General features: G+C 62.9%; 1 protein-coding gene. It reads right to left on the bottom strand.

The genetic code is table 11. The features are described from left to right. On the bottom strand, positions 1-510 hold a 510-nt coding region (locus tag EOA29_RS39630; RefSeq protein WP_145970166.1), incomplete at both ends, for an efflux RND transporter permease subunit.

The raw sequence follows: 510 nt of genomic DNA, 5'->3' as shown, positions 1-510 counted from the left end.
ATCTGATCCTGGAAGGAAGGCAGCATCGCCTTGACCTTGTCGACGACGTCGACCGTGTTGGCGTCGGGCTGGCGTTGCACAGCCATGATGATGGCGCGCGTGCCGTCGTACCAGCTCGCCGTCGTCGTGGTCTGCACCGAGTTGACGACGCGAGTCACCTCGCCGAGCCGCACCGGGTGGCCGTTCTTGGTGGCGATGATGAGGTTGGAGAACCCTGCGGCGTTGTCGAGCTGGGTGTTGGCGGTGATGGTAAGCTGCTGCTTGTCGTTCCGAAGCACACCGAGCGGCGTGTTGCTGTTGGCCGATGCGATAGCCGCCTGCAGCTGATCGATCGAGATGCCGCGCGCGGCAAGCGCGGTCGGATCGATCTGGATGCGCACCGCATATTTCTGCTGGCCGAAGATCGAGACCTGCGCCACCCCGTCGATCGTCGACAGCGACGGCGAGATGACATTCTCGGCGAACGAATCGAGGTCGGTGAGCGGAACCGTATCACTGACCAGTGACATC

Source organism: Mesorhizobium sp. M1E.F.Ca.ET.063.01.1.1 (genome assembly GCF_003998155.1).
Taxonomy (GTDB): domain Bacteria; phylum Pseudomonadota; class Alphaproteobacteria; order Rhizobiales; family Rhizobiaceae; genus Mesorhizobium.
The sequence above is the reverse complement of the archived record's forward strand: the minus strand, read 5'-3'. Positions and strand labels throughout refer to the sequence as shown.